General features: G+C 42.8%; 29 protein-coding genes and 6 tRNA genes. 27 read left to right on the forward strand and 8 right to left on the reverse strand.

Annotated features, from left to right (window positions below):
- Nucleotides 1-10 precede the first annotated feature (10 nt).
- The 13 genes from rseP to P8S55_RS09065 all read left to right on the forward strand — a co-directional run bounded on the left by rseP (nt 11) and on the right by P8S55_RS09065 (nt 12477).
- Entirely contained in the window at nt 11-1414 is a 1404-nt protein-coding gene (gene rseP / locus P8S55_RS09005; protein WP_289223883.1) for an RIP metalloprotease RseP, read from the forward strand.
- On the forward strand, nt 1407-3695 hold the full coding sequence (gene bamA, locus P8S55_RS09010; protein WP_289223884.1) for an outer membrane protein assembly factor BamA: 2289 nt from the start codon (nt 1407-1409) through the stop codon (nt 3693-3695). The genes rseP and bamA overlap by 8 nt, the downstream gene beginning before the upstream one ends.
- A gap of 69 nt (nt 3696-3764) precedes the next feature.
- A complete protein-coding gene (locus tag P8S55_RS09015) occupies nt 3765-4301 on the forward strand; it encodes an OmpH/Skp family outer membrane protein (RefSeq protein ID WP_289223885.1) in 537 nt (178 codons plus the stop codon).
- Nucleotides 4302-4321: 20 nt separating this feature from the next.
- Nucleotides 4322-5365 (forward strand): UDP-3-O-(3-hydroxymyristoyl)glucosamine N-acyltransferase, encoded by a 1044-nt coding sequence (lpxD, locus tag P8S55_RS09020; protein WP_289223886.1) that lies wholly within the window; start codon nt 4322-4324, stop codon nt 5363-5365.
- An 81-nt stretch (nt 5366-5446) separates the two neighbouring features.
- The gene (gene fabZ, locus P8S55_RS09025) at nt 5447-5884 is read left to right on the forward strand and encodes a 3-hydroxyacyl-ACP dehydratase FabZ (RefSeq protein ID WP_289223887.1); all 438 of its coding nucleotides are present in this window, start codon (nt 5447-5449) and stop codon (nt 5882-5884) included.
- Between the two features lie 4 nt (nt 5885-5888).
- A complete protein-coding gene (gene lpxA / locus P8S55_RS09030) occupies nt 5889-6659 on the forward strand; it encodes an acyl-ACP--UDP-N-acetylglucosamine O-acyltransferase (RefSeq protein WP_289223888.1) in 771 nt (256 codons plus the stop codon).
- Between the two features lie 6 nt (nt 6660-6665).
- On the forward strand, nt 6666-7862 hold the full coding sequence (lpxB, locus tag P8S55_RS09035) for a lipid-A-disaccharide synthase (protein ID WP_289223889.1): 1197 nt from the start codon (nt 6666-6668) through the stop codon (nt 7860-7862).
- A complete protein-coding gene (gene rnhB, locus P8S55_RS09040; protein ID WP_289223890.1) occupies nt 7849-8478 on the forward strand; it encodes a ribonuclease HII in 630 nt (209 codons plus the stop codon). The genes lpxB and rnhB overlap by 14 nt, the downstream gene beginning before the upstream one ends.
- A 163-nt stretch (nt 8479-8641) precedes the next feature.
- Entirely contained in the window at nt 8642-9070 is a 429-nt protein-coding gene (gene dksA / locus P8S55_RS09045; protein ID WP_289223891.1) for an RNA polymerase-binding protein DksA, read from the forward strand.
- 22 nt (nt 9071-9092) lie between these two features.
- Nucleotides 9093-9971 carry a tRNA glutamyl-Q(34) synthetase GluQRS gene (gene gluQRS / locus P8S55_RS09050; protein ID WP_289223892.1) on the forward strand — a complete coding sequence of 293 codons (879 nt, stop codon included), beginning with the start codon at nt 9093-9095 and terminating at the stop codon, nt 9969-9971.
- The gene (locus tag P8S55_RS09055) at nt 9968-11578 is read left to right on the forward strand and encodes a bifunctional aminoglycoside phosphotransferase/ATP-binding protein (RefSeq protein WP_289223893.1); all 1611 of its coding nucleotides are present in this window, start codon (nt 9968-9970) and stop codon (nt 11576-11578) included. The genes gluQRS and P8S55_RS09055 overlap by 4 nt, the downstream gene beginning before the upstream one ends.
- A gap of 40 nt (nt 11579-11618) precedes the next feature.
- A complete protein-coding gene (locus P8S55_RS09060) occupies nt 11619-12194 on the forward strand; it encodes a hypothetical protein (RefSeq protein WP_289223894.1) in 576 nt (191 codons plus the stop codon).
- Between the two features lie 64 nt (nt 12195-12258).
- A complete protein-coding gene (locus P8S55_RS09065; protein WP_289223895.1) occupies nt 12259-12477 on the forward strand; it encodes a hypothetical protein in 219 nt (72 codons plus the stop codon).
- A 67-nt stretch (nt 12478-12544) separates the two neighbouring features.
- Here the strand turns inward: P8S55_RS09065 and sppA are convergent, their stop codons facing one another.
- The gene (gene sppA, locus P8S55_RS09070) at nt 12545-13531 is read right to left on the reverse strand and encodes a signal peptide peptidase SppA (RefSeq protein ID WP_289223896.1); all 987 of its coding nucleotides are present in this window, start codon (nt 13529-13531) and stop codon (nt 12545-12547) included.
- 92 nt (nt 13532-13623) lie between these two features.
- Here sppA and uvrC point away from each other — a divergent pair, with 92 nt between their 5' ends.
- From uvrC to P8S55_RS09135, 13 genes are all read left to right on the forward strand, one after another.
- Nucleotides 13624-15435, forward strand: a complete 1812-nt coding sequence (uvrC, locus tag P8S55_RS09075) for an excinuclease ABC subunit UvrC (protein ID WP_289223897.1) — start codon at nt 13624-13626, stop codon at nt 15433-15435.
- Nucleotide 15436: 1 nt separating this feature from the next.
- Nucleotides 15437-16021, forward strand: coding sequence for a DUF1415 domain-containing protein (locus P8S55_RS09080; protein WP_289223898.1), 585 nt, complete (start codon nt 15437-15439; stop codon nt 16019-16021).
- Between the two features lie 2 nt (nt 16022-16023).
- A complete protein-coding gene (locus tag P8S55_RS09085) occupies nt 16024-16845 on the forward strand; it encodes an MOSC domain-containing protein (RefSeq protein WP_289223899.1) in 822 nt (273 codons plus the stop codon).
- A gap of 72 nt (nt 16846-16917) precedes the next feature.
- Nucleotides 16918-17472: a CDP-diacylglycerol--glycerol-3-phosphate 3-phosphatidyltransferase gene (gene pgsA, locus P8S55_RS09090; protein WP_289223900.1), complete on the forward strand. Its 555-nt coding sequence runs from the start codon at nt 16918-16920 to the stop codon at nt 17470-17472.
- 104 nt (nt 17473-17576) lie between these two features.
- Nucleotides 17577-17652, forward strand: a tRNA-Gly gene (locus P8S55_RS09095).
- 4 nt (nt 17653-17656) lie between these two features.
- A tRNA-Cys gene (locus tag P8S55_RS09100) sits at nt 17657-17730 on the forward strand.
- Nucleotides 17731-17773: 43 nt separating this feature from the next.
- Nucleotides 17774-17860, forward strand: a tRNA-Leu gene (locus tag P8S55_RS09105).
- A 126-nt stretch (nt 17861-17986) separates the two neighbouring features.
- The gene (locus P8S55_RS09110) at nt 17987-18556 is read left to right on the forward strand and encodes a site-specific integrase (protein WP_289223901.1); all 570 of its coding nucleotides are present in this window, start codon (nt 17987-17989) and stop codon (nt 18554-18556) included.
- Nucleotides 18557-18579: 23 nt separating this feature from the next.
- A complete protein-coding gene (locus P8S55_RS09115) occupies nt 18580-19101 on the forward strand; it encodes a site-specific integrase (RefSeq protein WP_289223902.1) in 522 nt (173 codons plus the stop codon).
- Entirely contained in the window at nt 19098-19331 is a 234-nt protein-coding gene (locus tag P8S55_RS09120) for a hypothetical protein (protein WP_289223903.1), read from the forward strand. The genes P8S55_RS09115 and P8S55_RS09120 overlap by 4 nt, the downstream gene beginning before the upstream one ends.
- Nucleotides 19332-19755: 424 nt before the next feature.
- Nucleotides 19756-19935, forward strand: a complete 180-nt coding sequence (locus P8S55_RS09125) for a hypothetical protein (protein ID WP_289223904.1) — start codon at nt 19756-19758, stop codon at nt 19933-19935.
- Entirely contained in the window at nt 19886-20185 is a 300-nt protein-coding gene (locus P8S55_RS09130; protein WP_289223905.1) for a hypothetical protein, read from the forward strand. Before P8S55_RS09125 ends, P8S55_RS09130 begins: the two co-directional genes overlap by 50 nt.
- 17 nt (nt 20186-20202) lie before the next feature.
- A complete protein-coding gene (locus P8S55_RS09135; RefSeq protein WP_289223906.1) occupies nt 20203-20646 on the forward strand; it encodes a transposase in 444 nt (147 codons plus the stop codon).
- A gap of 260 nt (nt 20647-20906) precedes the next feature.
- On the opposite strand, the gene P8S55_RS09140 is transcribed toward P8S55_RS09135, so the two are convergent.
- From P8S55_RS09140 to P8S55_RS09150, 3 genes are all read right to left on the reverse strand, one after another.
- Nucleotides 20907-20982 (reverse strand) — tRNA-His (locus P8S55_RS09140).
- A gap of 20 nt (nt 20983-21002) precedes the next feature.
- Nucleotides 21003-21079, reverse strand: a tRNA-Arg gene (locus P8S55_RS09145).
- Nucleotides 21080-21127: 48 nt separating this feature from the next.
- Nucleotides 21128-21205 (reverse strand) — tRNA-Pro (locus tag P8S55_RS09150).
- A gap of 169 nt (nt 21206-21374) precedes the next feature.
- Here P8S55_RS09150 and folD point away from each other — a divergent pair.
- Nucleotides 21375-22223, forward strand: coding sequence for a bifunctional methylenetetrahydrofolate dehydrogenase/methenyltetrahydrofolate cyclohydrolase FolD (gene folD, locus P8S55_RS09155; RefSeq protein WP_289223907.1), 849 nt, complete (start codon nt 21375-21377; stop codon nt 22221-22223).
- Nucleotides 22224-22284: 61 nt separating this feature from the next.
- On the opposite strand, the gene P8S55_RS09160 is transcribed toward folD, so the two are convergent.
- The 4 genes from P8S55_RS09160 to P8S55_RS09175 all read right to left on the reverse strand — a co-directional run bounded on the left by P8S55_RS09160 (nt 22285) and on the right by P8S55_RS09175 (nt 26169).
- Nucleotides 22285-22806 carry a DUF2062 domain-containing protein gene (locus P8S55_RS09160; protein ID WP_289223908.1) on the reverse strand — a complete coding sequence of 174 codons (522 nt, stop codon included), beginning with the start codon at nt 22804-22806 and terminating at the stop codon, nt 22285-22287.
- Nucleotides 22803-24962 (reverse strand): RelA/SpoT family protein, encoded by a 2160-nt coding sequence (locus P8S55_RS09165; RefSeq protein ID WP_289223909.1) that lies wholly within the window; start codon nt 24960-24962, stop codon nt 22803-22805. Before P8S55_RS09165 ends, P8S55_RS09160 begins: the two co-directional genes overlap by 4 nt.
- Before the next feature lie 87 nt (nt 24963-25049).
- Nucleotides 25050-25871, reverse strand: coding sequence for a 23S rRNA (guanine(745)-N(1))-methyltransferase (gene rlmA, locus P8S55_RS09170; protein WP_289223910.1), 822 nt, complete (start codon nt 25869-25871; stop codon nt 25050-25052).
- 13 nt (nt 25872-25884) lie between these two features.
- Nucleotides 25885-26169: a peptidylprolyl isomerase gene (locus P8S55_RS09175; protein ID WP_289223911.1), complete on the reverse strand. Its 285-nt coding sequence runs from the start codon at nt 26167-26169 to the stop codon at nt 25885-25887.
- Nucleotides 26170-26332 lie beyond the last annotated feature (163 nt).

Below are 26332 nucleotides of genomic sequence, written 5' to 3' on the forward strand. Positions count from 1 at the left end.
CTGTGACGCTATGACGTTTATTTGGTCGATACTGGGTTTTGCAATTTTAATCGGTGTGCTGGTCACCATTCATGAGTGGGGGCATTATGCGGTTGCACGGCTATTTAAAGTAAAAGTGCTGCAGTTCTCTGTAGGGTTTGGTAAATCAGTTTACAGTATAAAGCGTGGTGAAACTGAATACCGTTTGGGCATGATTCCGCTGGGCGGCTATGTCAAGTTTCTTGATGAGCGGGTTGAGCCTGTAGCCGATAATGAAAAGCACCGTGCATTTAATCAGCAATCGGTTTATAAACGCTTTGCGATAGTTTTGGCAGGTCCAATGGTTAATTTGGTTTTTGCTTGGCTGGTGTTTGCCGTAATCGGCATGATAGGCATTCATAGTGCTAAGCCCATATTTCAAACACCCCAAGCCGATACGCCCTTAGCACATGCCTTTTCACAAGCAGGTTTACCTTTAAGCGAACAGTCGAACCAGACCTGGTGGTTACAGAAAATTAATAACCAATCTATTTCGAGCTGGCAGCAAGTCCAACAGTCTGTATTGCAAGCACTTGTGCATGATCAAAAAACTATTGAGTTGGAATTCAGTTCATTTGAAAATGGGTTCGATTTATTGCAATCTGTGGAATTACCTTTAAACCGACTCGACATAAATCAGCTGTCTACCCCATGGTTGTCAATGCTTGGTTTTGTGCCTGAAGGTCCAAGACTTGAAGCGATTCTAGGACAGTTAACATCAGGTTCCCCTGCTGACATTGCTGGCCTTCAAACGGGTGACAAAGTTGTTCGCCTTGGTGAAAAATCAATTGAGGATTGGCGAGCATTAGTTGAGTGGGTGCATCAGCATCCTGGTCAAACGGTTGAGTTGGTTTATCAGCGAAATGCTGCCAGCTATAGCACACAGATTACGCTAGAGTCGATAAGGCTAGATAATGGTGATGTTATTGGGCGTTTGGGCGCTGCAGTATTAGCCCCCGATAAGTTGGATGAACGTTATATGATGACAGAGCGCTATAATTTGTTTTCAGCCATAGGCTATGGCTGGGATCAAACGGTTAGATTGTTTAATATGACGATTGCGATGTTTAAGAAAATGCTATTTGGTGAGGTTGGTCTTCAGCATTTATCGGGTCCAATTAGTATTGCGGATTTTTCCGGAAAGGCGCTGCAAACTGGCTTAATTAGCTTTTTGAGTTTGATGGCGTTGTTGAGTCTGAGCTTAGGTATTCTGAATCTTTTGCCGATCCCAATGCTTGATGGTGGTCATTTAATGTTTTATGTGTATGAAATGTTGCGCGGTAAGCCGGTTGGTGAACGTGTAGAAGAGGTTGCATATCGAATAGGTTTGGTTATGATAGCAGGCTTAACGATTCTTGCTCTAAGCAACGATGTAATAAGAATAACAAATGGATAATATGTTTAAAAGCACCCTAAAAAAGCCTATTTTGGCACTGAGTTTAGCTGTTTTATCATCGAATATACTAGCTAATGAATTTATTGTCAGCGAAATTCTGATAGAAGGGAACGAACGTATAGGTTTTGAAACGGTCAATACTTATTTGCCTATTAGCCTCGGTGAGAGCATGACAAGTGCTAAAGAACGTGAGAGTTTGCGTGTACTTTATCGAACGGGATTTTTTAGTGACCTCGCTTTATATCAAGGTGAAAAGGGTCAGCTTATTATAAAAGTAGTTGAGCGGCCTTCAATTGCAGAAATTGAGATTAAAGGTAACAAGTTAATTAAAACGGATGACCTAAAGCAAGCCTTATTGTCCTTAGGTATCAGCCAGGGGAAAATGTTTAATAGCCTTGAGATGGATCGTGTGATAGTAGACTTAAAGCGCCAGTATCACAATCAGGGCTATTACGCGGCAGCTATTGATATTACCGCCGATCCTTTACCACGTAACAGGGTGGCGATTAATATTCAAGTTGATGAAGGCAGGCCTGCCAGTATTGAGCGTATTAGTATTGTCGGCAATCAGGCCTTTCCAGATGATCGGTTATTAGGGCTAATGCAATCAAAGGAGCATGTAATTGCAGGCAGCGGTGATAAATATTCGCGTCCAAAACTTCAAGCAGACCTAGAGACAATCCGTTCTTTTTATATGGATAGAGGTTTCGCTGAGTTTACTATCGATTCTTCTCAAGTATCCTTGTCAACCGATAAAACAAAAGTGTTTGTTTCGCTAAACATGACCGAAGGCCCACAATATAAACTCGATGAAATTAGCTTTTCTGGGCAATTGTTATTAACAGAAACTCAATTAAATGAGTTGGCTGGCTTAAGGACGGGTCAGGTTTTTTCTCGATCTGAAATTATTCGTGCACTTAATGCCATCCGCGACAAGTTAAGTGAGGAAGGCTATGCATTTGCTGAGGTGGATCCACGAACGGTTATTAATGATGAAACGCGATTGGTCAGTCTTGATTTTTACATAGAACCTCGTAATCGTGTCTATGTTAGAAATATTGAAGTTGAGGGAAATACACGTACGCGTGACCATGTTCTACGCCGTGAAATGCGACAGTTTGAGAGCGCCCCATATTCGCTTTCCGCTGTCCGCCAATCGACCAGTCGGTTAAATAGATTGGGTTATTTCTCGCGCGTTAATATTGATACGCGCCGTATTTCGGAAGATGAAGTTGATCTGATTATTCAGGTTGAGGAGCAGCCCACCGGCTCATTTACTGCGGGCATAGGTTATTCACAGCTTGATGGGGTTAGCTTCAATCTTGGTATATCAGAAAAAAACTTTTTGGGTACGGGTAATGAAATGAACTTGACATTAAACTCGAGTTCTTCGATGCAGTCAGCAGATTTGGGTTACACCAATCCTTACTTTACAAAAAATGGGGTAAGTCTAGGGCAGGGTATTTATTACAGTAAAGTCAATGCGGCTAAATTAAATATCACTGACTATACCTTGGATAAGTTAGGGGTTCGCGTTAATCTAGGCTACCCTACGAGTGAGTTAACACGTTTAAACTTTGGTTTGCGTGCTGAAGCACAAACATTAAAGTGCGTAACCGCTTTTGATGCCTGTACAGATCATTTGGATAATTTTAGCTCAGACAATCAATATTTGTTATTTACAGCGGGCTGGCGTTATGACAGCCGTAATCAGTTTTATTTTCCGACCAAAGGTCATCTAACGAGCTTATCATTGCAAGCCGTGGTGCCAGGCACGTCCGATATGACATTTTATAAGCTATTTTTAGATGAAAGTTGGTTTACACCTTTATCTGAAAACTTAACCTTAAAGCTCAACGCTTCTTTAGCCTATGGTTCGGGATACGCAGATGTAAAAAAACTACCGTTTTTTGAACGTTTTTACGCTGGAGGGATAGGTTCTGTAAGAGGATTTGATCCTAATTCATTAGGGGGCTATTATACAGACGTAAATCGACCTAAGGGCGGCGATGTTAGAACCTTAGCGGGCGTTGAAATTGTATTCCCTATGCCACTTATAGAAGATTCATCTAATTTACGTTTAAGTTGGTTTTTTGATGCAGGTTATGTTTTTGATGAGTTAAGTGATGTGTCAGTAGCCGATTTTCGATCAGCTACTGGGTTGGGTTTTTCCTGGTTGACTCCAGTGGGTCCGTTAGCATTTAGTTTTTCACGACCAGTGCATTACGAAAAAGGCGATAGGTTGCAGTCATTTCAATTTAGTCTAGGCATGCCTTTTTAGCGGCGTCTCTTGTTTTTCAGCGCTTGTTTGAATAGCGTATTTGTATATTTTTATGAAAGGGTAGCGTATATGAAATTCTTAAAACTATTCTCGGTCGGTGTGATCGCGTTGATTACATTTAATGCCGCTTTAGCGAATGCATCTGTAAAGATAGGGGTTGTGAATGTTGGGCTTTTACTTGAGCAGGCGCCTCAAGCGAGAGTGGCCAGCAGTGCGCTTGAGCGTGAGTTTTCACCGCAGCAAAAAGAGCTGATTGATCTTAATAACGAGCTTGAGAAAAAGCAAGCTACGCTCAGGCGTAATGCGTTAGCAATGAGCGAGGCGCAGCAAGCAGCTACTGAGCGAGAAATTGCTATGTTGGCTAGAGAGATTCAGCGTAAGCGTAATGATATTCAAGAACTTTTAAATATTCGACGTAATGAAGAGTTAGCCAAGTTACAAAACCAAGTGAATATAGCGATTCAGGAAATCGGTAATAGCCAAGGTTACGATCTCATATTATACGAAGGGATTGCTTATACTAATCCACGTATCGATTTGACTCAACCAGTGCTTGAGCATTTAACAAAACAGTTTGAAAAACAGGGTAATAACTTTAATCGCTAGTTAATATTTAGAGTTTTTTAATGGTCTATACATTACAACAATTAGTTGAGCACCTGAAAAGTCATGGTTTAGATGCTTCAGTCAAAGGGTCTGCGATGGATGAGGTTTATCGAATCCAAGGACTGAATAAGGCTCAGCCAGGTGATCTTAGTTTTTTATCAGATAAAAAATACCTTAGTGACCTAGTTAATACTCAAGCCACAGCGGTCTGTGTTAAGTTAGAGCTGGCTGAATCTTGCCCCACTAATTCAATTATTGTTTCAAATCCCTATGCGGCTTATGCATTGGTTGCTCAAAAAATGTATGGTTATTCAATTACAGCCACTATTGCGTCTTCGGCTGTCATTAGTGCAACAGCCTCATTATCAGATAATGTATTCGTTGGGGAAGGTGTTGTAATTGGTGAAAATGTTATGGTAGAAGAGGGTGTAGTTATTGGCCCAGGATGTGTGATAGAGTCGGGTGTTCGGCTTGGTGAAAAGACTCGGCTCGCTCCGAATGTAACTATCATGCATGATTGCGTGATTGGAAAAAATTGTATTGTGGAATCGGGTGCCGTTATTGGTGGAGATGGTTTTGGCTGGGCACGTCATCAAGGAACTTGGCTAAAAATACCGCAAATCGGCCGGGTGGTAATAGGTGATTCGGTGTCTATTGGTAATAATACAACCATTGATCGAGGTGCTATTGATGATACGGTCATCGAAGATAATTGCATTATTGATAATCTAGTTCATATTGCGCATAACGTTAAAATTGGTGAAGGTACGGCTATAGCAGGGCAAGTTGGTTTTGCTGGCAGTGCGGTTGTTGGAAAAAACTGTACCTTTGCGGGTCAAACCGCGATGGTGGGGCATATTGAATTGGCGGATGGCGTTACCATTATGGGACGCGGTGTGGCGACCCATTCCATTCATCAGTCAGGGGTGTACAGTGGTTTTCCAGCTGTACCCATTGCACAGTGGCAAAAAAATGCGATATATGCAAAGAACCTTGGGAAGTTTTCCGATAAAATAAAACAAATAAATCAGCGTTTAAAGCAATTGGAAACTGGAGAAAGGTAGATGCCAGTTTTGGCGAAGCAACCTGGCCCACTTTCTAGGTTTAAATATTAATCAAGTCGTACAATTATTCGGACTAACCTCATGCTTAATGTAAAAGATATTTTTGAATACTTGCCTCATCGCTACCCCTTCCTATTAGTGGATCGTGTTACCGAGTTTGAAGCGGGGGTTTATTTAAAAGGTTATAAAAATGTGACTTTTAACGAGCCCCAGTTTACCGGCCATTTTCCAAATAATCCGATTATGCCTGGTGTGATGATTATTGAAGCGATGGCGCAGTGTACAGGTATTTTTGCTTTCAAAACACAGGAAGTAAAACCTGATGGAAATACAATGTATTATTTGGCGGCGGTCGATAACTGTCGTTTTAGACAGCCTGCTGTTCCCGGTGACAGATTGGATTTCGAGGTTCGTACTACGGGCAATAAGCGTGGTATTTGGAAGTTTGAGTGTGAAACCCGTATTGATGGAAAAGTGATTGCCTCTGCAGATTTAATGTGTGCACAACGAAAGGTATAGTGACGTGATTCATCCAACAGCAATTATTGACCCCTCTGCACAACTGGCAACTAATGTTAAAGTTGGTGCCTATGCTATTATTGGGGCAGAGGTAAATATTGATAACGGTTCGGTGATTGAACCCCATGTGGTTATTAGCGGACCAACACAAATTGGAAAAAACAATCACTTTTATCAGTTTGGCTCCATTGGAGCCGCGCCACAAGATAAAAAGTATCGTGATGAACCCACTCGTTTAGTCATTGGTGATAATAATACTTTTCGTGAAAACGTGACGGTAAATAGAGGTACTACTCAGGATCGGGGTGTAACAACGATTGGCGATAATAACTGGATTATGGCTGGGGTGCATATTGCTCACGATTGTGTGGTGGGTAATCATACTGTTTTTGCTAATGCTACTGCGCTAGCGGGTCATGTTATTGTTGAAGATTACGTCATTCTTGGTGGTTATACCTTAGTTCATCAGTTTTGTTCTATTGGTGCGCATAGCTTTTGCGGTATGGGGAGCGTTATCAGTCAGGATGTACCTAACTTTGTCGTGGTGTCTGGAAATTTGGCACAACCTAGGGGAGTTAATCTTGAAGGGCTAAAGCGTCGAGGTTTTGATTCTGAACAGCTTAGCTTGGTTAAAAAAGCTTACCGTAACCTATATCGTAATGGATTTCGTCTTGAGCAAGCCATTGTTGAAATCAACGCGTTAAATGATAAGAAGGGCACGCTGGATGGTTTGATCCGGTTCTTACAAAATGTAGATCGTGGGATTGTTCGTTAGTCACTCATGTCCAGTTTAATCCCATCTACTATTCCCCCTACTTTTGCTCTGGTAGTGGGTGAACGCTCAGGTGATATTTTAGGCGCAGATCTTATTCGAGGTTTAAAGCAGGTTTTTCCTGACGCAAAATTTGTGGGTATTGGTGGCCCATTAATGCACGCTGAGGGAATGGAATCTTGGTTTGAAATGGAGCGCTTATCTGTCATGGGGTTTTTCGAAGTTTTAAAGCACCTTCCCTACCTTTTAAAATTACGTAAGCAATTGATTAAAAACGTGCTTGATCTGAAGCCAGATGTGTTTATTGGTATTGATGCACCTGATTTTAACTTCTATGTTGAAAGAAGGCTCAAGCAATCAGGTATTAAAACAGTTCATTATGTAGGTCCTTCCGTTTGGGCTTGGCGCCAAAACCGTTTAATAAAAATTAAACAAGCGGTAGATGGTATGTTGGTTTTATTCCCATTTGAGCCTGAGATCTATCAGCAATACAAAATCCCGGTAACTTTTGTTGGCCACCCTTTAGCCAATCAAGTTCCTGAAGTACCAGACAAAGTAAGGGCTAGACATGGCTTTGGACTTTCTCCTGAAACGCCTTTAACGGGGTTGTTGCCTGGCTCTAGAATGAGTGAAGTTGACAGGATGGCGGATATTTACGTTCGAACGGCACAGTTATTACAGAAATCTAATCCTCAAATGGAATTCATTGTTCCTTGTGTGCATGAGCGTGCAAAAGATCGAATTATGCAGGCGATTAAACACTATGGGAATGGGGTAACTTTCCATTTAGTTGATCAGCAGGCTACTGAGGTTATGGAAGCCTCTGATCAGTTATTGGTTACCTCGGGCACGGCTACGTTACAGGCCGCTTTAATGCTCCGTCCGATGGTTATCTCAATAAAGGTTCACCCCCTTTCCTACTGGATTATGAAGCGCATGGCACTAATACCTTGGATAGGTTTGCCTAATATTTTGGCGAAGTGCAGTGTTGTTGAAGAGTTGATTCAGGAGCAGGCGACCCCAGAAGGTCTAAGCCAAGCCTTGGAAAGGCTTGTTGATCAGCCCGCTGAACGACAAAAACAAATTCAAACCTTTATTGAGCAAAAAAAGGCATTGACACAGCCTAGTGCTGAACTAGCGGTTGAGGCTCTGATCAAGTGGGCCGGCTTGCAAAGGTCTGTATTAGTTTCTAATGCAGCAGACTAGTTTATTTACGCTCGAGAGCTCGCAGGCTTATGAATTCAGTAATCGACGTATTGTCGGGGTTGATGAAGTTGGGCGCGGTCCACTTATTGGTGACGTGGTGGCGGCAGCCGTGATCCTCCCAGAGGATTTTGAGCTTAAACTTAAAGATTCCAAAAAGTTGAGTCACCAAAAAAGACTTGAGCTTGCTGAGCAAATAAAACATCAAGCGCTAGATTACGCTATTGTGGGTATTGGTGCTCAGCAGATTGATGAGTTAAACATTTTGCAAGCTACGCTATTAGCCATGAAAACGGCTGTTGAACAGCTCAGTATTTCGTTTGATCAGGTGTTAGTTGATGGAAACCGTTGTCCTAACTTAAATTGTCCTTGCGAGGCGATTGTTAAAGGAGATGGCCTAATTGCGTCTATCAGTGCGGCTTCGATTCTAGCTAAGGTTTATCGAGACCAGCAGATGGATGAACTGCATAAACTGTTTCCTATGTATGGATTTAATCAGCATAAAGGCTATCCAACGACAGCACATCTTGCGGCGATAGAAAAGTATGGTTTAATTGAGGGTTATCGAAAAAGTTTTAAACCTATAAGGCAAACTTATGAGTCAAGAGCCAGATTATAACCACTTGAAAATAAAGGGTATCTTGTCTATTTGTTCGTTTGTTTAGTTTATTGGTGTTTAACTTAATCTTGTTAACTAATTAAAAAACTGATATAACACTTTTGATTTTATTATTCACTAGGCTAGTGAGTAAATAAAAATAATATTTTTTATGGAGAATTAGATGGAACAGTCCAGTAACTTTATTGAAGATTATCCCGCTTATGTGCCTCAAGAGGGTGAGGAATATATGAGCCAGGCCATGAAGGAGCACTTCAAGCATAAGCTGTTGACGTGGAAAAAACAATTGATGGCTGAAGCCGAGTCTACTGTTGTCCATCTTCGCTCCGATTCCTCTACCCCCGCTGACCCCAATGATCGTGCAACTCAAGAAGAAGAGTTTGCTCTTGAATTGAGAACTCGTGATCGTGAAAGAAAGCTGATTGCCAAAATTGACAAATCACTGAAAGATATTGAAGTGGGTGAATATGGCTATTGTAAGATAAGTGGTGACGAAATCGGGCTTGCACGTATGGAAGCAAGACCTACGGCTACCTTAACGGTAGAAATGAAACGTCAGCAAGAAATTCGCGAAAAACAAGGTATTGTTTAGTTAAACTTTCTGATTAACGCCCATGTCTCGTTATATTGGGCGCTTTGCGCCAACCCCATCCGGTCACATGCATTTCGGTTCGTTAGTTGCAGCGGGCGCTAGTTATTTAGACGCTAAGTTTAATGGCGGCCTGTGGTTAGTTAGAATGGATGATCTTGACACGCCAAGAGTCGTTCCAGGGTCAGTTGAACAGATTCTAACTCAACTAACGGATTATGGTTTTACATGGGATCAAAAGGTTGTGTATCAATCCGAGCGAACTGACAGGTATCAGGCCGCATTAGGTCAGTTGTATTCCAAGGGACTGGTTTACGCTTGTTCTTGCAGCCGTAAGCAGCTACTAACACGTTGTCAATCGACTATTTATGATGGTTACTGCCGCTCAAAGTCTCTAGCCTCTGCAATGAATCAAGCGGAGCGTTTTTTGGTTGCAGATCAGCGTTTAGTGTTTAGGGACATGTTTCAAGGACAGCAGTCCTTTGATACGCGCTCTCAGTTGGGTGATTTTATCTTAAAACGGAGTGATGGTTTTTTTGCCTACCATCTTGCTTGTGCGCTAGATGACTTGGAGCTGGGTGTTTCGCATGTGATCCGAGGTTTTGACCTGATTCAGAGTACGTTTGCGCAACGACTGTTAAGTGATGCCCTTGCGAATAAAACACTTAAATATGGTCACCATCCTTTAGTCGTCAATGATCAAAATATTAAGTTTAGTAAATCGGCCGCAAGCCCTGCAATAACTAAACAAAGTGCAAAGGAAAATCTGGTGTTAATGCTTGAGTTTCTAAATCAATCGCCCCCCAAATACTTAAATGAAGCTGAAGTTGATGAAATTTGGCAATGGGCTATTGCTCATTGGGATAGAAACAAGGTTGGTCAACAAGAGGCAGTCAGGTTATGATCGAGTCTAATCGAGTTGCTAACCTTCATAAGCTGCAAGAATGGTTAACACAGCCCAAAAGTTATGCCAACAATGTTAAGGCTGTCCAGGTAATTGAAACGCATATTTCAGTTATTTTTTTAACCGGAACCTGGGCTTATAAACTTAAAAAACCTGTTAATTTTGGTTTTTTAGATTTTTCATCTCTTGAGCAGCGTGCTAAGTTCTGTCAGTTAGAATTTAAGTTGAATCAACGTACGGCCCCTCAAATCTATCAGGATGTAGTAGCTATTTATGCCGACCCTGAAACTAGCTCGCACTTTAGCTTTGAGCCACAACCAGGCCTGGTTGTGGTAGATTACCTTGTTAAAATGCATCAATTCAATCCAGCGTGTGTGTTAAGTCATTATCTACAACACCACGTGTTAACTCATCAACAAATTGATGAGCTGGTGCTGGCTATTGCCAGCTTACATAAAATTGCCCAGCCCATTAAGCCGGGTGAGTTTTTAGGCTCGCCAGCCTGTGTTTTGGAGCCTATGCTTGATAATTTTCCATCCTTGTTTGCTTTGTTTGAGAAAACGCCCCGACTAAAGACAGGTTTTAATGTTGAACAACTTTGCGCTCGGTTGCGCCAGCTTGAACTTTGGACAGCTCACCAGCATGTGCTTTTGTCACCTTTGATCGAGGCGCGACAGAAAAATGGCCATGTTAGAGCCTGTCATGGTGATTTGCATTTGGATAATATTACCTTGTTTGAGCACAAACCATTGTTGTTTGATGGCATTGAGTTTAACGATCAATTCCGTTGGATTGACACACTGAGTGATCTAGCTTTTTTGTTAATCGATCTTGACTACAGACATAAAAAAAACTTATCTAAGACGATTTTGCATAAATATTTACAACTTAATGGTGACTACCAAGGATTGGTGTTACTCCGTTTTTACCAAACCTACCGTGCCTTGGTAAGGGCAAAAATAACAGGTTTACGTTATTTGCAGCTGGATCCTGGCTCTAAAGAGGCTATTGAGTGTATTCATAACGTAATTCGTTATATAGGCTTAGCGGAGTCCTATGCCTATTTAATGGATACCTCTCCTGTTCTTTATATCATGCAAGGCATTTCAGGTTCAGGCAAAAGTTTTTATGCTGAGCAAATTCATCAGCAAACCGGGGCATTGGTTGTGAGTTCAGATCGTGAGCGTAAACGATTATTTGGTATTGAGTTTACCCAGCGCCTGACTAATGCAGACAAAAACAAGCTCTATAGCCAAACAATGAATCAGGCAACCTATGATCAACTCTATTTGGCTTGTCAAGCGGCCTTGCAGGCCGGTGTTAGTGTGGTGGCCGATGCGACTTTCTTGAAGGCGGCGCATCGGCAGCGTTTTTTGCAGTTAGCAACTGATTTAAAGTGTGATTCACTTGTTGTGTCGATTAAACCTGATCCCGTTTTAGCGGGTCAATTCATTGAGCAACGCATGGCGCTAAACAACGACCCTTCTGATGCGGATATAAGTGTGATGCATAATCAGTTAAACGCTTTTGAATCGCCTCTTGTCACAGAGCCTTCTTGTATTATTGAAATGCAATCCGCTTTACCCATGCTTAAAGATTATTTATAACAGTCGTTATAATAAAATAGATGACTAACAGGTAAACAAGATGCGATTTTGGGTTTTATTAATTGCAATGGTTTGTGTCCCCACACTAAAAGCCGAAATAGAGGACGAGACCCTGAGCGACGTCACCTTTTTAGGGCTGAATCTATTTGAAGCCGACATATCGAGTGTGCGAAAACACCTTAATGACTTGGGCGGATTCAGACAGGAGCGGGCAAGGTTTTCACACCCTAATTTAGATAAGTTCTTTCCTGTTTCTCAATTAAGAGACAGCTATTACGTTGAATTTCGCTACGATGCGAATGGTCAAATTGTCTCCATTAAGCGCTTGTTTCGGCGTAATGGTGTTCATTTGATTAATCAATATCGTGATCTGTCCACTCAAGATATTGCGCGCTTGATGATCAATGATCTGGGTCAGCCCCATCAAGTAGCGCGAAAAGTTAATGAGGGTGGGTTAAGTTATCCGAGTTACACTTGGCAAAGTGATCAATTAACGATTCGTATTGATCATTTAGGGAGTAATAGCTTACAACCGATTTTTATTCACTATCAACTTATGCGTGATCCTTTTGTTGAAAAGCGCGAGCCATCTGCTAACCTTGCCAATCGAAGATAGACGCTCTAGGTTCTTTGTTGGTGTCAGAATGAACGAATATAAAGCGTAAAACAAGGAGGAAGTAATGATTAGTTCAAGTGCTATGAGCCAGGCTTACGCAGGGATGCAAACGGGATTTAATAATTTAACGCAAACAAGTGCAAAGTTGGCTGATCCAAATCAGCTAGATAAAACACAGTCGTTGATTGAGCATAAGCAAGATGCTCAACTTGTTGAAGTTAATGCAAAAGCATTAAAAACAGCCGATAATATGATTGGTACCTTGTTAGATATTAAGGTTTAATTTTAATTTGATGGAATTAAAGCAAGCGGCTCAGTGGCTGCTTGCTTTAGAAAAGATGTTAATCGTTTTATTTCATGCCAATTAGGGACTGACTTAAACGCAAGGCCGTTTCGGAAACCAAGTCACCCATGATATGCTCAATAAGCGATTTTTGCTGTTCATATTTACGAATACGGGTTAAGCCGATTTCATCACGCACCACCGAGCCTAAATCTCCCAGCCCATCAATTAAACCAATTTCAACGGCTTCATCGCCCAACCAAACTAATCCAGAGAAAACACCTTCGACTTCATTAAGGCGATCGCCGCGACCCGCACGCACCACTTCAATAAATTGCTGATGGGTCCGTTCTAGAATACGTTCTTGGAAAAACTTTTTAGCCTCAGCATCTTCTTTGCCAAATGGGTTGATAAAGCTTTTGTATTCGCCAGCGGTCATTGAACGGTTTTCAACCCCAATCTTGTCCATTAGCTCAGTAAAGCCAAAGCTATCAAAGCGCACACCAATCGAGCCAACTATCGAACCTTTATTAGCAAAAATTTTATCAGCCGCCGCCGCAATGTAATAACAGCCGGAGGCACAAATGTCTTCGGCCACCACATAAATCGGCTTGTTGTGTAGGTGCTTTAGTCGGGTGATTTCATCATTAATAAGTGCGGATTGAACAGGGCTGCCACCGGGTGAATTCATATAAAGCACCACCGCTTTGGCACTTTTTGTTTCAAAGGCCTCGCGTAGCAGGGGGTTAATTGCTTCAGCACTGGTGCGCCCGCCCGCCATAATCGCACCGTTGATTTTAATCACCGCCGCATGCTGTGTGGTTGATATTTTATTGTCGTCACTCTTAAGAAAACCAGCTAATAGAATAATCGACACCAGAATATAAATAACGACCATTGCTTTGAGCGCATTGGTCCAACGGCGTGACCAGCGCTCTTGTTTTACATAGGCATCAGCAGCATCGGCGAGCCGATCCAGTGCAGCCGGTTGTTTCGGTGTTTTATTGACAGCATCGACCATTTGGTTTTCGGTCCAAGGGTTGTATTGTTCCATTTTCAGGTTCCTAACGATTTATAATAAGTGATGGCTAATGTAGAGTTGCATAATTCTAACCGTTTTTAAAAACTGAATGTTGAAGGAATTACGTGTCAGAGTTTGATATCAAGGCATTTCTCGCTAATCTAACCGAGCGCCCGGGGGTTTATCGGATGATTAACCTATCCGATGAGGTGATTTATGTCGGCAAGGCCAAAAACCTTAAACGCCGTGTGTCGAGCTATTTTGTTAAACAGCAAGCGATTAAAACCCAAGCGATGATCGAGCAGGTGGTGCGTATTGAGGTGACGGTCACGGATACCGAATCGGAAGCGCTGATTTTAGAAAACACGCTGATAAAACGCTTAAATCCACGTTATAACGTGTTGTTTCGTGATGACAAGTCCTACCCTTATTTGTTTGTGTCCACGGGTAAACCTTATCCAGCACTGAGTTTTCATCGTGGTGCCAAGCGACGAGTTGGGCGTTATTTTGGACCGTTTCCGAATGGCGGGGCGGTGCATCAAACCTTGCAGTCTTTACAAAAGATTTTTCCGGTACGCCAGTGTGCTGATAGCGTGTTTAATCATCGCTCACGCCCTTGTTTACAATATCAAATCAAACGTTGCTCCGGACCTTGTGTCGGTTTAATTAGCAAGACGGATTATGCCGAAGATGTGCGCTTAACGCTTAAGTTTCTTGAGGGTAAAAGTTTTGAAGTGATTGATGAGCTTGGGAAGAAGATGGAGCAGGCGGCCCAAGCTCTAGAGTTTGAACAGGCGGCGATAACGCGTGATCAAATTTCAGCCCTGCGTGCGATTCAAAGCCAGCATTTAATCAATCAACCCGGCTCGCAGGATTTGGATGTGGTGGTGGTCTGCGAGCAAGCGGGGCATGTCTGTGTTACCTTGATGCTATATCGTGGCGGTCATTTATGGGGCAGCGAAAACTATTTCCCAAAAGTTAGCGGCGCTGGATTAGAGCAGGTGTTAAGTGCTTTTATTGCCCAACACTATGAAGCCCATCCGATTCCAAAAACCATCTTGACTGATACGCTACCCGACGACCAGGCCTGGTTGTTAGAATGGCTGGCAGATAAAAAGGGGAAAAAGGTTGAGATTAAGCAGCCTGTGCAAGCGACGGCAAAAGGTTTGGTGCAGTTAGCCATTACCAATGCACAAACCGCGTTAAAACAACAGGTTACTCAAAAATCTAGCCAGCAAGAGCGTTTATCTGCGCTGCAAGAGGCGTTGATGTTGGCCAAGCCGCCCACACGAATGGAGTGTTTTGATGTTAGCCATACCATGGGCCAGCAAACGGTGGCAAGTTGTGTGGTGTTTGTTGAGGGTGTACCTGTGACCCAGCAATACCGCAAATTTAATATTGAGGGCATTACCGGCGGAGATGATTATGCCGCGATGCATCAAGCGCTTACCCGTCGATATCAGCGGCTAAAAAACGAAGACGCGGTGTTGCCAGATTTGTTGATCGTGGATGGGGGCAAGGGGCAGCTAAATCAAGCGATAGACGTGTTAAAGAGCTTGGAGCTAGAGTCCATCCCCCTTGTGTCAGTTGCGAAAGGTGAGGGGCGCAAAGCTGGTTTGGAGGTGCTTTATACGCCGGGTAATGATGAGGGCATTGATTTAGAGCCGGATGATATTGCGCTGCATTTAATTAACTATATTCGAGACGAAGCCCATAGGTTTGCGATTAGCGGTCATCGTGCACGGCGACAAAAAGCGCAAACCCGCTCAACACTGGAATCAATAGAGGGCGTAGGGCCCAAAACACGCAAGGCTTTGCTAACGCATTTTGGTGGCTTGGAGCGGGTGAAAAACGCCGCCGTATCAGAACTTGCCAAGGTGCCTGGGATTAGTGGCAAAATAGCACAACGCATTTACGATTTTTATCATGGAGAATAAGGTGAGCACAAAACAATCCCCCGAATCAACGCCTGCTGAATGGGCGCAATTTATTGAGCCTACGCGCTGCTGGGTTGAGCGTGTTGTTGTGGGGCTGAACTTCTGTCCTTTTGCCAAGCGCGAAGTCGATGCCCATCGTGCGCATTATGCCGTGGCCGACAGTCGTGAAACGCCAGAGGTGTTGCAAACGCTGCTCGAAGAATTTCATCGCTTGGATGCACAGCCAGAAATAGAAACGACTTTGTTGATTTTGCCTTATGGTTTTGAGGGTTTTTTTGATTATCTTGATTTGGAAGACTGGGCGCAGGGGTTGCTGGCACAAGAAGGCTATGAAGGCGTTTATCAAGTGGCCAGTTTCCACCCTGACTATTGTTTTGCCGATGCCGCTGAGGATGATCCAGCTAACTATACCAATCGCTCGCCTTTTCCGATGCTGCATCTGATTCGTGAAGACAGTTTAGAGCAGGCACTCAAACACCACCCTGACCCTGATAGCATTCCACAAACCAATATCGACTTGGCACGAGAAAAGGGGTTAGCGTCCATGCAGGTGCTATTGGGTTCTTGTTTAAAATCAAAAGGTTAAGAATGATTGTTAAAGCAATTTATCGTTATCCCATTAAGTCCTGTGGCGGTGAGAAGTTGCAGCAAGCAAAGCTTGACAAGCTGGGTATTCAAGGCGACCGTCGCTGGATGTTGATTGATCCAAATAATCGTATGGTTACACAACGTCAATGTGCCAAAATGTGTTTAATCCAAGTGAAAACCAGTAATAAAAACCAACCAGGCCTGGTTGTGAACTCCCCTGGTTTTCAAGCCTTGTTTATTCAGCAGCCAGCCTCACAAAATACGATTGAAGTGCAAGTTTGGCAAGACAAATGCCAGGCCTGGTTAGCTGATGAAACTGCGCATCAGTGGTTTTCTAATGTACTCGGTAGAGCGGTGAGATTGGTTTGGTTTCCCGACACGAGTCAACGGCAGATTGACTTAAATTACGCACAAATAGGGGAGCAGCTCGCGTTTGCAGATGGTTTTCCTTTGCTGCTAACCAACCAAGCATCACTGGATGACTTGAATCAGCGCTTAGCCGAGCCGATTGAAATGATTCGGTTTCGGCCAAATATCGTCATAAATACTGGCTGTGCGTTTGAAGAAGATCAGCATGCTGAAGTTATGATAGGCGAACACTGTTTTAAAATCGCAAAACCCTGCGCACGTTGCATTATTCCAACGGTTGATCCTTTTACAGCTCAAGCCCAGTTAGAAGTACGTAGCGCTTTAAGCTATCGTAAGCAGGGCAATGATATTTTATTTGGTCAAAACTTGCTTTATTCAAACAGTTTGCGTTTAAGGTTACAAGTATCTTTGGTTGAGTTAGCTTGCAGTGATGCAGTTAGTTGGAAAGCCTGATTTGCTGAATTATTGTTAACCAATAAATGGTAAAATTCCAAAAATTAATAAAAATTGAGCTGTAAAAAGATAATGACGTTACAACAATTGCCAATGGCTATCACCTGGTCGCGGGTTTTTTTGATACCCGTATTTTTGATTATCTATTATCTACCTCTTCAATATTCGAGTTTTATCGCGATGCTGGTTTTTGTGATAGCGGCCATGACTGACTGGCTGGATGGCTACCTAGCGCGCAGATTTAACGCTACCAGTCGATTTGGTGCATTTCTTGATCCTGTTGCAGACAAACTTATTGTTGCCGTAGCTCTTATCGTTGTTGCGGTTGAATATCAGCATTGGATTGTGACACTCGCTGCTATCATTATCATAATGCGAGAAATGGCCGTTTCCGCTTTGCGTGAATGGATGGCTGAACACAATATGAGTGATGTGGTTGCTGTTTCACTAGTAGGCAAGTATAAAACTACGTTTCAATTGATCGCTTTGGCTATGCTGATTTATGGTGGAGAATTATTGGGTGTGCCCTGGGTAGCTATTGGGTTAATTATGCTAGTGATTGCGACAACTTTAACGCTTTGGTCATTGGTTGAATATGGCTTGTCAGCATGGAAAACCATGAGTTAATAAACCCCGGGCATTGTTTAATAAAAAAGCAAAATTAAATTCATCACTTTGCAAAATAGTGCTTGACGTTTTTACACCAAACTCTATAATACGCATCCAACAAAGCGGGAATAGCTCAGTTGGTAGAGCACAACCTTGCCAAGGTTGGGGTCGCGAGTTCGAGTCTCGTTTCCCGCTCCAAAATGGCTGAGTGGTAGAATGGCTATACAGCGGATTGCAAATCCGTGGATCTCGGTTCGATTCCGGGCTCAGCCTCCATTGCTACAACAGCTTCAAACATAGCTTTAAAAACAAGTCATCTGCCCAGGTGGCGAAATTGGTAGACGCAAGGGACTTAAAATCCCTCGCCCGAAAGGGCGTGCCGGTTCGACTCCGGCCCTGGGCACCATTATAAGTTATTGATTTTATTCGTTATTTAGGTCGTTTGAAGTAGCATTCAAAACCTTTTAAATAACGCGGAAATTATGCCAGTATGCACTTGGTAAATGAGCCGCCCTTTATGGGAACTATAATCATGACTATCAAAAACGGTTCAATCACATCTCGGAAACACAATAACAAAACCCGCTTTAATGCTCAAAAGCAATACAAAGGGGAGCGCTATTCAAAGCTATTTGATACCCGCGAAGATGCGCAGGAATGGCTAGATGATTTAGCCTATCTTGGTGCCACTGATTTCAACGGACACCCAACCCGCAAAGATAAAGCCGCTCAAATAATTATTGACGAAATAGACTTGCGACGAGTTCGCAACCAAACCCCCACTATGCTAGACTGTATTAACCTGTTTGTTGGGGAATGTGACACACCAAGCGCGGCTAAATACGTCATTCAATTAAAACGCTTTACCAGCCTATTAAACACGCCTATTAATGAAGTGAGTCGTTTAGCTTTTGAAATGGAATTAGACGGCATTCAAGAAAAACGCGGGTTATCCGATGGCACGCGCAACCGCTATCAAGCCGCCTTTTCATCTTTCTTTAAATTCCTAGCCTGTCATAAAGAGTTTAAGAAATACCAGCTTGTGAACCCAACCAAAGACGTTCCACGCGGCAAAGAGGGCAAAGGCAGAATGCTTTTTTAGACCGTGAACAGCAAGGCGCACTATTGCAGGCGTGCCGTGTAAGCGACTGGAAAGGCTTATTTATACTCGTTAATTTGTTATTGCTGACTGGTGCAAGGCGCAATGAGATAGCGCGTTTGCGCTGGGAGAATGTCGATTTTAAAAAGGGCATAATCACCCTAGTTAAAACTAAAAACGGTTCTGACCATGCAGTAGAGCTACCAGCAAGCGCAGTTAAAATGCTCAAAGAATGGAAGTTAAGCCAGCCAATGAGTCATTGGGTATTACAGCACCGCAATGACCCACGCAAACCTATGGTTAATTTTGACTGCTACTGGCAGACAGCAAAAAAGACCGCTCAGATGCCAGCCGGGCTAAGGGTGCACGATTTACGGCATTCGGTTGCAAGTGATATGCTTGCAGATGGTTTTTCTCTTGAAGACATTAAGCAAACCCTGAATCTTAAAAGCGTAATGATGGCCAACCGCTATGCACATGCCCACAACATTAAGCGCACAGTCACCAAGCGCAATACAGACCATTTAGCCAATGCTGGGAGTTTATGATGCTTGAAGACAGCGAAGTCTATAATATTTTTGACCGTATTAATGAAGAAATCAACCTGTTGAATTTTAATTACGCTATTCATTCAGCAAAAAGCTTTAATGACTTTACCCCACTCATTGACCTACTTAATGAGAAAAATTTGACCCTAGAACAGCAACAGGAGGTTGACAGTCCATATCGATCAACACAGAGTGCCACAAAACCTCATTCACATTCAAAACGCCGATAAATCTTTGTTCCTGCAAGGTTCGTCACCTTTTACGGCCTCGGGTCTAGGCTTGGCTCAATCGAGCCAACAGTTCAACGAAAAAGTGCAACTGAATATGCAACTGCAACAGCTCAGTAAGTAATTAGAAAACATCAAGGCGGGGCATGCATGAAAAATGACCCGCTAAGCTAGCCATGAAACGCAAAATGGAAATACCCCTTGGACGCTTATCACCAAGCAGGAGCCTTTGAACGCTATAATGATCAAATTGACTTAGAGATGGCAAAATGAACTTGAGTTTAGAAGCAATTAAGATTTCAAATAAAATTTGTGATTTAGCGGGCGATAGCTTTATAATATGTAGCAACAATACCCCTCCCGCTACCCATAAGAATAGCGCCCTGCGAGGGGTTAGTTGTTTTAGCCTCCAAAAGGGAATCGCGCAATGGAACTTAGCCCAGACCTCCAAACAAAAATGCAAAAAGCCATTAAGGTTTCCATGCAGATTGAAGGGCAGACAGTTAGTGAATCCGTTGAAAGACGCCAGTACATTAAGCAATTAATGGAGAGTTATGGTGTTAAAGTATCAATTCCAGCAAAGCCTTATTTATCAGCCAAACACTGATATCCCGATCAACAAGCTTGGCATTACCGATGCCCAGATACTGACTGAGTTTGAAAACGATCTACTCGATTCTGCTTTTAAGCAATATGCCACTCAGCTAGATGCCGATACCCAATTTAACCTAGACTACTTTTGCTCCATTCATCGTTATACCTTTCAAAGCCTATATGACTGGGCAGGCGTGATTCGCAGCCACGATATGGACTGGCTAGAATCCTTCGTACACAAAGACACGTTAAAATGTGACTGAAATACGAGGAATGGAACATGACAATCAAACACCCAAAACGCTATGACGACCAACTCAAGCAACAAGCGATTGAAATGGCGCTTGAAGGGTCAAAAACGATTGCGCAAATAGCGCGCGATTTAGACATCAAAGACAACACGCTTTATGGCTGGGTTGACAAATACCGTCGCGCCAATAAAGAAAAAAGTGCAATCCAACCCGCAATGACTAAACCGATTGATCTAGAAGCAGAGAATCGCCGGCTCAAACGCGAATTAAAAACGGCCTTGGAGGATGTTGAACTGCTAAAGAAAAGCGGCGGCGTACTTTGCGGTTCACAACTAGCAAAGTACGCCTGGATTGATACACACAAAGCGGATTACAGTGTCTGTCGTCTGTGCCGATTGATCGGGATCAAGCGAAGCAGCTACACCAGCCATTTAATTCAAGTTGAGAAATATTTTGCGCGTACATGTCACTAAAAAATTAGCCGAAAAACTCCCTCAAATTGATTTGAGTGATGGTGTTGATCAATCTAGCCCTTGGGGTGATTGATCAACACCAGCAATGCTCAGCGCATGAAAAAAACAAATTAGCGCTGAGTTCAAAGTATCCGGTTTTTTGTGTGCTGGTTTTTTGAGCGGATTCTACTTATGGAACAAGTAAGGCAGCTTTGCCTAGCCAATAAAATTTGAAGTAGTTTTAGGGGTGAATATTTAAAAGGAGTAAGGCGTAAAGAAAATGGGGTGGCCGACGGGGATCGAACCCGCGACAACAGGAATCACAATCCTGGGCTCTACCAACTGAGCTACGGTCACCATAATATGCGGCGTTTAAATGGTACGCCCAGCAGGACTCGAACCTGCAACCCTCGCCTTAGAAGGGCGATGCTCTATCCAGTTGAGCTATGGGCGCTCATTCGAACCTTTGGACTAGCTAAGGATAAGATCAATAGCTTGAATTTGGTCGGAGTGGAGGGATTCGAACCCCCGACCACCTGTACCCAAAACAGGTGCGCTAGCCAGGCTGCGCTACACTCCGATGTCACTCTAACGTTTAGACCCAAGTCGCCCGTTTCAAGATGCGCGTATTGTATAGTTCTACTTAGAGGCTGTCAATACGCTTCATCACTATTTTTATAATAAATTTTTTTTAGTAAATCGGGTATCATAAACTCTGTTGATTTTTATGGTATTAAATGGATGAAGGTATGTCAGCAAAAATTTTAGATGGTAAAGTGATTGCGGCCGAATTGCGTACTCAGATTAAGCATGAGGTGGCTGAGTTAGCTGGTATGGGCAAAACACAACCAGGCCTGGCGGTTGTTTTAGTGGGTGAGAATCCTGCTTCTCAAGTGTATGTGCGCAATAAAAAGAATGCCTGCAAAGAGGTAGGGTTCAAGGATTTAGCCTATGACTTGCCAAGTAGCACAACGCAAGAAGCATTGTTGGCACTTATTGATGAATTAAATCAACGTGCTGATGTGCATGGTATTTTGGTGCAATTGCCGTTACCGTCGCATATTAATGCAGAAACGGTTATTGAACGCATTAATCCCTTAAAGGATGTAGATGGTTTTCATCCTTATAATGTAGGACGTTTAGCAACACGGATGACTAATTTAGCCCCTTGTACACCTCATGGCGTGATGACGATGTTAGCTAAAACCGGAATTGAATTACGTGGGCTAAACGCAGTCGTCGTGGGGGCATCAAATATCGTTGGTATCCCTATGGCTCTAGAGTTATTGAATGTCCGTGCTACGGTTACGGTTTGTCATAGCGCAACCAAGGATTTAGCCCAAAAGATTGCTCAAGCCGATTTAGTTGTAGTCGGTGTAGGTATGCCTAACATGGTTAAGGGGGCGTGGATTAAGCCTGGCGCGATTGTAATAGATGTTGGTATTAATCGCTTAGACGATGGGCGTTTGTGTGGTGACGTTGAATTTGAGGCGGCCAAAGAACGTGCGAGCTGGATCACCCCCGTACCCGGGGGAGTGGGTCCGATGACGATTGCGACCTTGTTACAAAATACATTACAAGTAGCAAAATCCATTTAGTAAGCACAAATTAAGTGTAAACAGCCATTGAGCCTTGTAAAAAGGCTCAGTTTATATAAGTTCATTCTTCTTTAGTTTTTTTGGCGCTATTTCTGTTGAAATGGGGTATCGGAATAAAGCGAATCACTAGATACAGAACCAGCCCTACAAGGGTGCCCATAAATATGTTACCAAACCATAGTGGTAACCAAATTTGAGGGAATACCTCGGTCATCCAGCCCAGCACACCTAATCCTTCGGTTACTTCAATATTTCGCACGGTGGGCATGTCCAAAATTTTCGCGCCCACAATATACCCAAACGTCCAAATTGGCCACATAGTAACTGGATTGGTAATCCACGCTAGAGCAACGGAGAAGGGGATATTGGCTTTAGCAAAGTAAGCAATAATAGCTGCAAGAGGCATTTGCAAAGGGACAGGGATAAAGGCGCAAAATGCCCCTACAAACCCCGCTTTGGCAAACGTAATGCGATCACCACGCCAGAGATCTTTGTTTTTAAGCCCAGGGAATTTTTTGTTTAACCACTGGCTGTATTTGATTGCACGTATCCCACGCAATATACTTAGTTTTACCGACCTCATGAATCATCCTCAGCTTGTTCTAGACTTACCTCTTCTACATTGGGTAAGGCCTCTATTTGATCGAGTAGGGCGCTCAAATCTGTTTGCGACGAAACCTCCAAGGCGAGTTCCATTTCCACTGTGCGGTCTTGGCGTTGTGTAACCGTATTTGAGCGCACTAAGTTTACATCTAAATCAGTGAGTTTGCTCATAATATCGCGCAATAAACCTTTTCGATCAAACGCAAGGATATGCATGGTCATTAAATAGATTTCGGCAAGCGGTTCATTTGAGTTACCCCAGTTGACTTCAATCAGGCGTTGTCGATCAGGATTACTGAGGTTAAGAATATTAGCACAGTCAGATGTGTGAACCGTTACACCACGTCCCCGGGTTACAAAACCAATAATTTGATCGCCAGGTTTTGGGCTGCAGCAAGGCGCAAGTAGTGTTTTGAGTAAGGGGGCACCCACCACATAGACCTGGTCATCTGCTAATTTAACAGGGCGCTCGGGTGAGGCGGTTCTAATAATTGGTTTAACTGATGGGGGCTGAAGTCTTTTTTGCAGGGCGCTGAGAAGTTGGCGCTCATTTAGTTGACCTTTACCTAACGCTTCAAAAAAATCTTTTTCGTGCTCAAAATAGAAATATTTAGCTATATCTTTGGCTTTAATATCATGAATATGCAGGCGTTTTATTTCACGTTGGTAAAGCTGCTCGCCGGATTCAATATTAAGATGACGATCACGCTTATTAAACCAATGTTTAATCCGGGTTCTTGCACGGCTCGTTTTTAGGTAACACAGGTTAGGATTAAGCCAATTACGATTGGGTTCTCCGTTTTTAACGGCTAAAATTTCAATCCGATCGCCGGTATCTAGCGCTCTGGTCAAGGTAATAATCCTACCATTTAATTTAGCACCGCGACAGCTATGCCCCAGGTCAGAGTGAATGGCATAGGCGAAGTCTAATGCTGTTGCACCTTGAGGTAAGCTGATAATCTGGTTTTTGGGCGTTAAAACATAAATGTTTTTGCTTTGAAGTTCGGTACTAATTTCATTGAAAACTTCATAATCCGTTCTGTTTTCAAGTAATTGGCGCATATTGCTAATGCTGGTTTCAAGATTTTCATCGTAGCCTTTTCCACCTTCTTTATATTTCCAATGCGCAGCAATGCCATGTTCGGCATGCTGGTGCATTTCGTAGGTACGGATTTGGATTTCAACCGTTTTACCTTGAGGACCTATAACAACTGTGTGAATTGATTGATAGCCGTTTTCTTTTGGTGTAGTGACATAATCGTCATACTCCGAACGAATAAAGTTCCACTGGCTATGAACTAAACTCAGAACTCGATAACATTCGCTAACGTGTCTTACATAAATTCGCACCGCACGCAGATCATAAAGCTCATCCACAGTGAGCTTTTTCTTCGACATTTTTTTCCAAATACTATAAATATGTTTGGGTCTTCCGCTGATTTCGGCCACAATGCCTTCGTCGAGCAGGATGGATTGAAGCTGAGCGGTAAATAAACGAATATAGTTTTCTCGCTCAGTACGTTTGTCGGCCAATTGATTAGCAATGGTTCTATAGGTATCAGGGTGTAAAAAACGAAAAGAAAGGTCTTCCAGTTCCCATTTAAGTTGTGCCATCCCCAGGCGATTTGCTAAGGGTGCAAAAATAAGTTGCGTTTCTTCTGCAATTTGACGGCGTGTGGTTTCATCTTCAAACTTTAAATGACGTAATCGCGCTACACGATAACCGAGTTTAACGACCATAATTCGAATATCGGATGTCATAGCCAGCAGCATTTGACGTAAACGTTCAGTTTGTACTTGATCGGAGTGAGTGGTGGGGTCAAACTCTTTAAAATTATTGAGCCGTCTGATGCCTTCAACTAACTTTGCTATGTTATTGCCAAACTCAGATTCAAGTTTTTCAATAGGATAGTAAGGTTCAAGGTTAAGATCACTGATTAATGTTGCGGTTAGGGTGTTGTCATCAAGATTTAAAGGCAGTAATTCATTGATCGCTTCAAGGCTAGAGATCACTCGTCGATTAGGCAAGGCATCCGCTTCTAGCGCTAGGCTACATGCTCGTAATAAGTAAGCTGGAAGCTGATCCGGATCGCGGTTTGGAAAAATTTTTTGTGCAAGCACAAGTGCTGTGGTCATGAAATACATTCAACTCAATAAAATATACGCTTATGCTAACAGATTTTTAGAAACTTCTCTAACAACCCAGTCGGGTTGTTGATGAATCTATTGTGGTAATTTTTGATGAAGTTGAATTAAAAAATCAGCTTGAACGAAATCAATAGTTTGACTTATTTGCTGTTTTTTGTCGTTTTGTAATTTCCAACCAAAAGGCGTCATATTAATCAGATTTAAAACATCATTAGCGGTGTTTAAATTTAGGGTGTAGCGTAAGTTTTTTTGGTGTATCAGGGCAAAACCGTCACAAGGTGAATAGGTTTCATCATGTAGTCGGGGTGTTTGATAAATGGCGTGTTTTAGTTCTATTAAATGTTCAGCACCAGGTTGAACCGTAAGCAGGTAACCGCCGGTTTTAATGACGCGTTTGAGCTCATTGGGCTCGGAGGGCGCATACACACGAATCAATGCATCAAAGCAATCATCAGCAAACGGTAGTTGATAGGCACTTGCCACGCTGAATGCTATTGAAGGCTCACGTTTAGATGCATAACGAATGGCTGTTTTAGAAATGTCGATGCCCCAAACGTCTCGTTTAACCCCAGCATAATCGTTAAGTTTAGCAGCCACAGATTGTGTGTAGTAACCTTCACCACATCCCAAATCGAGTAGCTTGGCTTGAGCTGAAAGCAGACGTTGGAGTTGACCAGCAAGATTGTCAGCCAATGGCTGATAAAATCCTTGGTTTAAAAATGCACGCCTCGCCTGCATCATTTCAGCATTGTCGCCCGGGGTGAGTGAACGTTTGTTTTGTACCGGCAACAAATTGACATAGCCTTCTTTGGCGATATCAAAACTATGTCTATTCTCACACGCCCATCGCTGGGCTTGGCGTACTAGTGGCGCTTTACAAAGCGGGCAGGTGTACATTTAGGTTGTGACATTAGTCAGTGCGAGAGGTGACTTCAAGCAAATGATAACCGAACTGAGTCTGAACAGGGCCTTGTACGGTATTTACGGGCGCACTAAAGACCACCTTATCAAATTCAGGCACCATCATGCCTGGACCAAATTCACCGAGTTCTCCACCCTGTGCTGAAGAAGGGCAAGAAGAATGCGCTTTCGCGACTTCAGCGAAGTCTGCGCCATTTTCAATTTGTTGTTTTAGTTCCAAACACTGAGCTTCAGTTTCTACTAAAAGATGACGAGCTGATGCACGTTTTGCCATGAGATTTCCCTTTACCTAGTTTAAAAAAATCACATAGTAACCGCAAATGCCTGATTTGCCAAATTTAAGCCGGTAAATAACCAGGCCTGGTGGATTAAACCAGGTGTTTTATCATTTGACATATTGTTGTCATATAAATCTTATATATTAAGTTCGTTCAATT

The organism is Thiomicrospira sp. R3 (assembly GCF_029581415.1).
In the GTDB taxonomy this organism is placed as follows: domain Bacteria; phylum Pseudomonadota; class Gammaproteobacteria; order Thiomicrospirales; family Thiomicrospiraceae; genus Thiomicrospira.

Excerpts from the sequence above, each read along its gene's own strand:
- P8S55_RS09065 (WP_289223895.1), top strand. The coding sequence starts at position 12,259 with ATGATTAGTTCAAGTGCTATGAGCCAGGCTTACGCAGGGATGCAAACG.
- bamA (WP_289223884.1), top strand. The coding sequence starts at position 1,407 with ATGGATAATATGTTTAAAAGCACCCTAAAAAAGCCTATTTTGGCACTG.
- dksA (WP_289223891.1), top strand. The coding sequence starts at position 8,642 with ATGGAACAGTCCAGTAACTTTATTGAAGATTATCCCGCTTATGTGCCT.
- rlmA (WP_289223910.1), bottom strand. The coding sequence starts at position 25,871 with ATGTACACCTGCCCGCTTTGTAAAGCGCCACTAGTACGCCAAGCCCAG.
- rseP (WP_289223883.1), top strand. The coding sequence starts at position 11 with ATGACGTTTATTTGGTCGATACTGGGTTTTGCAATTTTAATCGGTGTG.
- P8S55_RS09160 (WP_289223908.1), bottom strand. The coding sequence starts at position 22,806 with ATGAGGTCGGTAAAACTAAGTATATTGCGTGGGATACGTGCAATCAAA.
- P8S55_RS09085 (WP_289223899.1), top strand. The coding sequence starts at position 16,024 with ATGATTGTTAAAGCAATTTATCGTTATCCCATTAAGTCCTGTGGCGGT.
- P8S55_RS09125 (WP_289223904.1), top strand. The coding sequence starts at position 19,756 with ATGGAACTTAGCCCAGACCTCCAAACAAAAATGCAAAAAGCCATTAAG.
- P8S55_RS09110 (WP_289223901.1), top strand. The coding sequence starts at position 17,987 with ATGACTATCAAAAACGGTTCAATCACATCTCGGAAACACAATAACAAA.
- P8S55_RS09015 (WP_289223885.1), top strand. The coding sequence starts at position 3,765 with ATGAAATTCTTAAAACTATTCTCGGTCGGTGTGATCGCGTTGATTACA.
- P8S55_RS09055 (WP_289223893.1), top strand. The coding sequence starts at position 9,968 with ATGATCGAGTCTAATCGAGTTGCTAACCTTCATAAGCTGCAAGAATGG.
- pgsA (WP_289223900.1), top strand. The coding sequence starts at position 16,918 with ATGACGTTACAACAATTGCCAATGGCTATCACCTGGTCGCGGGTTTTT.
- rnhB (WP_289223890.1), top strand. The coding sequence starts at position 7,849 with ATGCAGCAGACTAGTTTATTTACGCTCGAGAGCTCGCAGGCTTATGAA.
- folD (WP_289223907.1), top strand. The coding sequence starts at position 21,375 with ATGTCAGCAAAAATTTTAGATGGTAAAGTGATTGCGGCCGAATTGCGT.
- fabZ (WP_289223887.1), top strand. The coding sequence starts at position 5,447 with ATGCTTAATGTAAAAGATATTTTTGAATACTTGCCTCATCGCTACCCC.
- P8S55_RS09060 (WP_289223894.1), top strand. The coding sequence starts at position 11,619 with ATGCGATTTTGGGTTTTATTAATTGCAATGGTTTGTGTCCCCACACTA.
- sppA (WP_289223896.1), bottom strand. The coding sequence starts at position 13,531 with ATGGAACAATACAACCCTTGGACCGAAAACCAAATGGTCGATGCTGTC.
- P8S55_RS09165 (WP_289223909.1), bottom strand. The coding sequence starts at position 24,962 with ATGACCACAGCACTTGTGCTTGCACAAAAAATTTTTCCAAACCGCGAT.
- gluQRS (WP_289223892.1), top strand. The coding sequence starts at position 9,093 with ATGTCTCGTTATATTGGGCGCTTTGCGCCAACCCCATCCGGTCACATG.
- lpxD (WP_289223886.1), top strand. The coding sequence starts at position 4,322 with ATGGTCTATACATTACAACAATTAGTTGAGCACCTGAAAAGTCATGGT.
- lpxB (WP_289223889.1), top strand. The coding sequence starts at position 6,666 with ATGTCCAGTTTAATCCCATCTACTATTCCCCCTACTTTTGCTCTGGTA.
- P8S55_RS09120 (WP_289223903.1), top strand. The coding sequence starts at position 19,098 with ATGATGCTTGAAGACAGCGAAGTCTATAATATTTTTGACCGTATTAAT.
- P8S55_RS09175 (WP_289223911.1), bottom strand. The coding sequence starts at position 26,169 with ATGGCAAAACGTGCATCAGCTCGTCATCTTTTAGTAGAAACTGAAGCT.
- P8S55_RS09135 (WP_289223906.1), top strand. The coding sequence starts at position 20,203 with ATGACAATCAAACACCCAAAACGCTATGACGACCAACTCAAGCAACAA.